Source organism: Paraburkholderia strydomiana, from assembly GCF_046030495.1.
GTDB lineage: Bacteria > Pseudomonadota > Gammaproteobacteria > Burkholderiales > Burkholderiaceae > Paraburkholderia > Paraburkholderia strydomiana_A.
In genome coordinates, this window is the sequence record NZ_JAQQCJ010000055.1 from 1 (window position 1) to 7,735 (window position 7,735).

Annotated in this window: 7 protein-coding genes and 1 pseudogene; 4 read left to right on the top strand and 4 right to left on the bottom strand. The window is 60.1% G+C overall.

Features of this window, described 5'->3' with window-relative positions; all coding sequences use genetic code 11:
- Nucleotides 1-35 precede the first annotated feature (35 nt).
- Nucleotides 36-695 carry a hypothetical protein gene (locus tag PQQ53_RS34700; protein WP_408153936.1) on the bottom strand — a complete coding sequence of 220 codons (660 nt, stop codon included), beginning with the start codon at nucleotides 693-695 and terminating at the stop codon, nucleotides 36-38.
- 739 nt (nucleotides 696-1,434) lie between these two features.
- Here PQQ53_RS34700 and PQQ53_RS34705 point away from each other — a divergent pair.
- From PQQ53_RS34705 to PQQ53_RS34720, 4 genes and pseudogenes are all read left to right on the top strand, one after another.
- Complete coding sequence (locus PQQ53_RS34705; RefSeq protein WP_408329190.1) at nucleotides 1,435-3,213, top strand: hypothetical protein; 1,779 nt, start codon at nucleotides 1,435-1,437, stop codon at nucleotides 3,211-3,213.
- A gap of 15 nt (nucleotides 3,214-3,228) precedes the next feature.
- A pseudogene (locus tag PQQ53_RS34710) lies at nucleotides 3,229-4,056 on the top strand (autotransporter domain-containing protein); the annotation flags it as partial.
- 288 nt (nucleotides 4,057-4,344) lie between these two features.
- Nucleotides 4,345-4,602, top strand: coding sequence for a hypothetical protein (locus PQQ53_RS34715; protein WP_408153940.1), 258 nt, complete (start codon nucleotides 4,345-4,347; stop codon nucleotides 4,600-4,602).
- A 654-nt stretch (nucleotides 4,603-5,256) separates the two neighbouring features.
- A complete protein-coding gene (locus tag PQQ53_RS34720; RefSeq protein ID WP_408329193.1) occupies nucleotides 5,257-5,871 on the top strand; it encodes a hypothetical protein in 615 nt (204 codons plus the stop codon).
- A 335-nt stretch (nucleotides 5,872-6,206) separates the two neighbouring features.
- Here the strand turns inward: PQQ53_RS34720 and PQQ53_RS34725 are convergent, their stop codons facing one another.
- From PQQ53_RS34725 to PQQ53_RS34735, 3 genes are all read right to left on the bottom strand, one after another.
- The gene (locus tag PQQ53_RS34725) at nucleotides 6,207-6,416 is read right to left on the bottom strand and encodes a hypothetical protein (protein WP_408329196.1); all 210 of its coding nucleotides are present in this window, start codon (nucleotides 6,414-6,416) and stop codon (nucleotides 6,207-6,209) included.
- A gap of 314 nt (nucleotides 6,417-6,730) precedes the next feature.
- Nucleotides 6,731-6,952: a hypothetical protein gene (locus tag PQQ53_RS34730; protein WP_408329199.1), complete on the bottom strand. Its 222-nt coding sequence runs from the start codon at nucleotides 6,950-6,952 to the stop codon at nucleotides 6,731-6,733.
- Between the two features lie 71 nt (nucleotides 6,953-7,023).
- The gene (locus tag PQQ53_RS34735) at nucleotides 7,024-7,548 is read right to left on the bottom strand and encodes a hypothetical protein (protein ID WP_408329202.1); all 525 of its coding nucleotides are present in this window, start codon (nucleotides 7,546-7,548) and stop codon (nucleotides 7,024-7,026) included.
- Nucleotides 7,549-7,735 lie beyond the last annotated feature (187 nt).

A 7,735-nucleotide genomic window follows, 5' to 3' on the forward strand; every position in this document is an offset into this window, starting at 1 on the left:
AAGCAAACGGCTAAATCTGGGACACAAAATCAACGTCAAGCGGGGCTATTGACCCAACAGAGCTTCCCAAAGTCGAAACAGTTCTTGGGGATCATTTCTCCAGATGAACGATCTCCGACAGCAGCCTCCTTTCGTTGGTCCTGCTTGAACAGCGAAACGTAAGTGTTCTGGGCTTGAGTTTTGTCAGATACAGGCTCGGAAAAACGAATCCAAAGCTCACGCAGATCTGGATTATTTGTCTTGATAAAGTGCCCCGATTCATACAAGCGCTTTACATGTGCACTTGACATCCACCAGGCATAGGTCGTGCGAGATTTCGAGAGCTGGTCACTAGCGTCAATGAACAGTACACAGGCTAAAGCCGCGTTTGGGGTATTACAGATGAGCGACAGATCGCTTTCTTTGATTGAGAAGCTCCCTTCCCAACGTGGTCGATTCTCATTTGGAGCCTGCTTAGGCTGAACTTGCCGTGACTTGACTTGTAAATACAGCGGAATCTCATCCAGCGCAGGTTGCTGCGAAGCGCCTATCGTGGATGCAGGGAATGACAAATGCTTGCAAGCATTAGTTACAACCAGATCGAAGCCGCGATCAATGGGAAGCTTAAACGCTTCTCGGTCATGCCTAAAGCATTCCGACATGACATAGTGCTCGCCTGCCGCACCAAGGTACAACAGTTTTGCTGGAATCGACATATAGGGTAGTGAACTGAAAATAGATGTGGTGAATGCACAATCTAAAACATAAGCGTGTGGTAAAGCCTCCAGCTCTATTAGCTTCCACGGCGACCATTAGTTAATGACCGCTCGTGGTCGCACAGAGCCCGACGGCGGCCGGCTCAGGACGACCTGTTGCAGCCCTCCGACAAAACTCCGCGAGTGTCGCAACAGGCGCTAAAACGCGTCATGGGCAGAACTTCAATAGCTCGCGGACAAGAATTCGCATTCGAGAATGAGCCGCACCGACGAAGGTAGTCGCGCCGACGTCATCCAGCGCTGGAGCGCCCCACCACGTCAAATCTGTGATGTAGAAGACAACGGAGCCGACGGTGGTTTCTGGCCGCATGGAATACGTGCGGCATAAAGTCATATTTAGTATTGCATAAGGGGCGATCGTCGACAAAAATGAACTCAGACTACGTCGTTGAGGGCAGACCATGATGCCAGACAACGTGCTTGTCAAAACTCCATCGAGGGTCGATGGTCATTTCATCGAGGGACGCGTCGTATACGCATTGCGTACGCTGTGCGCGTGGTTCGTAATGGCCGGCAGCGTTTCCGTCGTTCAGGCCGCCTGCGCGCCCGACGGACAAGGCGGCGTCACCAATAGCGGCGGCACCTGTTCGGTCGTCCCCCCGTTAACCGCATCACTGCAACGGGCAGTGGCACCACTACTGCACTTGGTGTCACTCTCGCCGTGCCGTATGGGGTTGCTGTGACGGCATCGGGAGGGGCGTCGGTCAGCCTTGCTCCAGATGACGTCGCCGGGCCGCCGGCCATTTCGGCTCCGTACGGCGGCGGCCTCGTGGGCCTCTTTGCGATCGGGGTGTCCAGTACGATTACGGCGAACAATCTCGTCATCGGCCTCCCTTCGGGCGGCGGTAACACAGCGGCGAAAGCAACCGCCGGCGGCCACATCACGTTCCTGAATAGCGCAAACATCGCCTTTGCACCTGGCGGCGGCGGTACGGGCCTTCTCGCTGACGGCGTGGGCAGCCAGATTACCGGCACCAACGTCACCGTGACGGGTGCAGGCGGCGGCGGGGACTTTGTCGCTCACAGCAACAATGGAGGAGACATCGCCCTGACCGGTGGCGCACTCAGCCTGAAATCTCCCGGCGGAGGGGTAGTTGCTGTGCTGTCGGAGAACGGTAGTACGTTTACTGGCAACGGCGTCGATATCAGCGTGTCCGCCTCGGGCGGAAATGCCGCGGTGAAATCCACCAGTAATAGCAATATCGCATTGAGCGGCGGCTCCGTCACGCTGAACGGGACAAGCGGCGAAACCGGTTTGATGGCACAGGGCGCGACGCTCACGGCGGTCAACGTGCCTGTCAGCGTGACGGCCAGCCAGTCATCTGGCGGCACAGTGCAAGGCGGCACGCTCGCGATCACCGGCGGTTCGGTGACGGCGTCGGGTTTCGGCACGGTCGGGCTGCTGGTCAATGGGGCAGCGGGCACGGCCAATACGCTCGCGCTCAATAATACAAGCGTCACGTCGACGGCCGACTCGCTGCATGTCGTAGGCGCAAATGCGAACATCACGGCGCTGGGATCGACCATCGCCGACAACAACGGTGTCCTGCTCAGCACCACCGGGTCTCCGTCTGCGACCACATTCGACGCGGGCACCTCGACGCTCAGCGGAGCAATCACGACTGGCGCCGGCACCACGACAGCCGTCACGCTGCACGACGGTACGGACTGGACCGTCACGGGAAATTCTACTGCGACCAACCTGACTAACAGCGCGAGCGACATCCACTTTACGGCACCGGTTGACCCGAGCCAGGCCGCCAGCTACAAGACGCTCCAGGTGCAGAATTACACTGGCGCAGGCGGCAGCCTCCAGCTCAACACGTTTCTCGGCAGCGACGACTCCCCGTCGGACAAGCTGATCGTGAGCGGTGGCACCGCGACCGGCGCGACGAACCTCACGGTCCACAACACGACCGGCCCTGGCGGCATAACGGTGGCTGATGGTATCCAGATCGTGCAGACGCTCAACGGAGGAACGACTGCGTCCGATGCGTTCGCGCTGACCGGCAGGTTACGTGCCGGGGCCTTTGATTACTACCTGTTCCATGGCGGCATCGGCGGTAGCCGGCCCAATGACTGGTTTCTCCGCTCGAGCTTCGTCGCCCCTGAGGGGATCACGCCGACGGTGCCATTGTCCCCGACAGAACCGGAGCCGCCAGGCACGCCTGCGCCACCCGGACAGCCGGGAACGCCTGCGCCACCCGGACAGCCGGTCGGCCCGACGACACCGGAAGAGGCTTTCCCGTCGTTCCCCGTCGATCCGCCACCCAGCCCGCTACAGCCCGGCGTGAGCTATCCGATCATCGGGCCTGAACTCGCCACCTATGGTGTGGTACAGCCGGTTGCCCGGCAGATGGGCTTTACGATGCTCGGCACGTTGCACGAGCGGATCGGCGATACGTTGAGGGCTGAAATTGCTGGCACTGGCAGCGAAGGCTGGGGACATTCGGCCTAGGGACGCTTCTTCGGCCAGCAGATCGACAACCGCTATGAAGCTTTCGCCAGTCCCCGAGCCAACGGCCAACTGCTCGGCGTGCAGGCCGGCGTGGACGTCTGGCGCGGCAGCCTGATCCCCGGCCATCGCGACGTGGCAGGCGTCTACTTCGCGTACGGCAACAGCAACCTGGATGTGGACGGGCTCGTCACCAATGCGACGGCCACTGCCTACGTAATGGGCCGTACCGGCAAGCTGAATCTCGACGCCTATTCCGGCGGCGCCTATTGGACGCATTACGGCCCGGGCGGCTGGTACCTCGACCTGGTGCTGCAAGGCACGTCCTACCAGGGCGAAGCGACCACGCAGTCCGCCAGGCTGCCGACCACGGGCAACGGCTTCGTGACGTCGCTGGAGGCTGGCTATCCCGTGCCGCTGCCGCTCGGGCCCCGCTTCGTGTTGGAGCCGCAGATACAGGTACTCTGGCAGCGGGTTAGCTTCGACGGGGAAAATGACGGGCTTGGCCCGGTGGATCTCGGTTCGACCACGGGCACGACGGGAAGGCTCGGACTACGCGGGCAGTGGACCATCGACGGTGACAATGGTCAGGTGTGGCAACCCTATGGCCGCGTCAATCTCTGGCACGACTGGGGCGGGAGTGCGGCGACCATGTTCGGCGCGGATCAGGTGCCGTTGAAAGAAGAAGCCACGCGGCTGGAATTCGCGGCCGGCGTCACGGCGAAGATGACCCTCCGTCTGAGCTTCTACGCCCAGGCCGGCTACCAGTTCGCGGTGGGCGGGTCGGACGGAGGAGGCCGGCGTCAGGGCGTTCAGGGCGATCTGGGTCTTCGGTACGCCTGGTGATTGTGCGCAATCAGTCACGCAGCCCGCGGTGCCTCGTGACCGATTGCGATCTCACCGGATAAGCACAAGGCTGGCTATTGCACAGGCAGGTGGCAGTGCCGGCGTCGATCATGTCGCCGTGCCGACGATTCGTGCCAAAGCGCTGAGCGCAATGACTTGCTGCCAGGGAAGCCAGACTGTCGGAGTCCTACATGGGCATTTGCTGCGCTACAGGTCCCGCGCAGTAGATGTCCGCGGGACATTGACGACACTCAGCTCACGAGCGTTATCCACTGTTCAAGAGAGACTATGAGCGACAACTTCGCACGAAAGGTCGTTCCTGGTGGTGAATCCGCAGGGCTATTTGATGCCGCATGCAACACTGTCCGCGATATGACCCAGGCGCGATGCGCAGTCGTGATAGTCGTCGACGGCGCGGCTGGTTCGGGATATTCGGTGATCGGCCCTCTGGATGCGCAGGTGTTCCCACCGGACATCTTGCAGCAGATAGCTGATGCATTGCGCGGGCAACTCGTGTGCGGCCCGTCGTCCACGAACGGCCAATAAGAGCAAAGCAGCGCCTGTTCCGATTGGCGCTTCGACGGTCGCTTCATGGCCGAACCAGGCCTGAGCGCGAGCGCACCCAATCGACCCTTTTCGGACAATGACAGGGAAGCCACGTCAACGGCAGCTTCCGAGGTACAACGAGGCATCCTCGCCTATGTGCTGGCCGACCTGCGACGCAGTCGCAGGCATTCGCTGCACGGCGAAAGCGAACGTTTGCAATCTGTAAATATGGCTGCCTTTTGTCCGAAATTAATCAGGCATCCTCCGAATATCGTGAAGTACAGTATTTGTTTGCTATGCGACTTTAAGCATGGCCGACTCACGAAGTCACAATTTCGCGGATTTTCGTGCACCCCTTCTGCATGTATCTGCCGACACCTGGCGAAAATGACTGCCTGGTGAAGCGTTCCATTATTCAATACTCCGGCGCACGCTCAAGCATTCCTCGCCCACCCTCGGGAACAGCCGCCCGCGCCGACAGGCTTTCGTTCTCTCATCGCTTGCTCCGCAAACGGCGGCAGCCAGGTATCACGGCGGCCGTTTTTTTAATTTCATTTGTTTGAATTGGGCGCCTCATCCCAGCAGGCTATAGGCCCCTGCGGGCCCCTGCGCGCTGTAACGTTACGCGCCTGATTCGGTGACAAGGAGATGACCATGAAGATCAAGCATTTAAGCATTTTGTCCGCAACCGCCATTGCACTTCTCTCGCTCAGTGGCGCCGCGCAGGCCGACGGTCACGGCGACCACGGCGACCACGGCGACCATGGCGGCCGCGGCGGCCTTTGCTCGAACGCAACGCTAAAAGGACCATTTGGGTTTATCGGCCACGGGGAGATTCTTGGATTGATAGGTGCCGATGGCAAGGTTCATCCGTACGCCTCTACGTCGATCCTCGATGACGTAGCCCTGGTGACGTTCGACGGCAACGGCGGCTTTACGCGCACCGACTTCGGGGTTATCGGCGGGCTGCCGAAAGGGGGGCAGCCTACATTCAATCCGAACCAGAACGGAACCTACACGGTGAACCCGGATTGCACCGGCACCATGAAGATCGTCTATACGGCGGGCGGAGCCGTGCCGGCCGGCGTCGAGACTGATCTGAATATCGTCGTCGCTGCCGACGGGACGCTCATCGAATCCGTTGTCTATAGGGCGGTCACCGTTGCGGGCGCTAGCATGGACGGCCAAGCAGTGTGTCCACCGAATTGCGAGCAAGGTGTGCAAGAAAGCTTTAAGGGGAAAAAGGTCCTGGTCTATGGCTTCCGCTAGTTGCGTCCCAGATGGACTCACGCTCGCCAGGGCGCTTGCCATGAGTGGCGCTGAGCCCGACCTTGGGCGTTGGTTTTCGGTCCTTTAATTTCCGGGTCCTCCGCCTGACGATTGGGTCACTTCCCCGACCTATCGCGGTACGGAGGGCGCGGGTGCCGGTGGTGTCGGCGGACACCGATGCCACCAATATGATCATGGCGTCCCGGGGACGGGGGGCGTCGATCGACATGATCGCGAACGTCAGTCAGTTGTTTGGGGTGGAGCGCACGTTGAAGTCAAGCGCTCGAACCATTCAACGACGATCCGAGCAAGGGGAATATCCATCGCGGCCCGGTCTAGCTCGCCGGCATATGCCAACGCGCCGCGTCGAGAAACACATCGGCCCGTTGCGCGGTGAACAACTCGGAAGCGCGAACTCCCGTTGCAAGCAGGATGCAGACGGACAAGCGGTTTTCCTCGCTCATCGCGGCATTGGTCAGGACGTGGATTTCTTCGTCGGTCAGCATCAGCCGCTTACGCACTTGCGGCCGCTTGCCGATGATCACCTCGAGTTGGACTTTCGCATCTGCGGCGAGTCGAACCGCTCCTCGAGCTTCACGATGAGATCGATAGGCATCGTGTACCGTGCTCGGTTCGCTAGCCACGCGAAGACACAGATTGCGACTATGACACCCGCGAAAGGTCCAGTCTCGTGGACGAATTCCCCGTCGACGCACGCGAAACTGAGCAGGAGCGTTGCATCAGCGCGAGAGTATGTGCAGCCGACGAGCTCGGCGTCGTGGTAGTTGTGTCGGGTTTTCATAATGACCAAGTACGGGTGTAGGTGCGATAGCTGGATGGATGATCGTGCGGCTGGGTATCAAGGGAGCGGCGAAAATCGCACGCCGGGGCCGCGAATGGGGAAGGGGCCGCCACTGTCTTCCCAGTTGTGCGCGTGCGGAATGCCTTGTCCGTGGTCGTGATCGAAATCGACGACAGGAAAACCGACCGGGCTGTACATGCGCATTTCGCCGCTGCCCGGATTCGTGAACCAGCTTCCGGCTGCGCCCATGTTGGGTGTCAGGTTGCCCGCAAGATCCATCGAGTCGCCTGACGGCGCCTCTTCAGCCTATTCGAACGGCTGTGCATCCCCAAACGGCGTAGCGGTTTCCGTCAGATCGTCCGCGGTGTCGGCCAGCGACGAGCGGCGCCGTTCGCATAGCGGGCCGCAACCGCACTGGCGCGGTCCACCATGTCGTTATAGCGCTCAATGTAGGCCGTCGCAGCGTCGTAAGTCATGCTGTATTCGGTCATCAACGACTCGCGAAAGCTGCGCATTTTCGGCTGTGCAGGAGTAGCCGTCGCGACGGCGCCACCTGAGCGGGATTGCTCGGCGATTAACACGACACTCTCGCCGCGAGTCATGGACTGCAAGGTCTGTATGACATCAAGGTCAGCGCCATTCCTTGCCAATCGGTGGTGCCAATGGAAATTCGTCCCGAGAAACGAGCGGACGCGCTGCACGAGCGCAGCATCCTTTGCCCATACATCGGCATAGGCGCGTTGGGAGAACTTCTTGCCTTCTTCGACCGCCTGTTTCTGTTCAGTGGTTAGAATGATGCGCCCACCTTCGTATGCATCCTTGCTGTACATCATCCACCGCTGCGACGCGTCTGTTTTGAGTTCAGAACTGCTCACCGATAAGTCTCGTAGGTTATGAGGACGTAAACCTGGCAGATCGTCGGGAGCCTACGTTTTTGGGATATCCGTCACAAAAGAAAAAGCCGACCATCGCGGGTCGGCTTCTTCGTGTCGGTCTTTCCCGGCTGTTCGTTCGTGCGAGTGGGTGCGCCAGTATTTCCGGCCTGGCCGTAACCGACTGTCA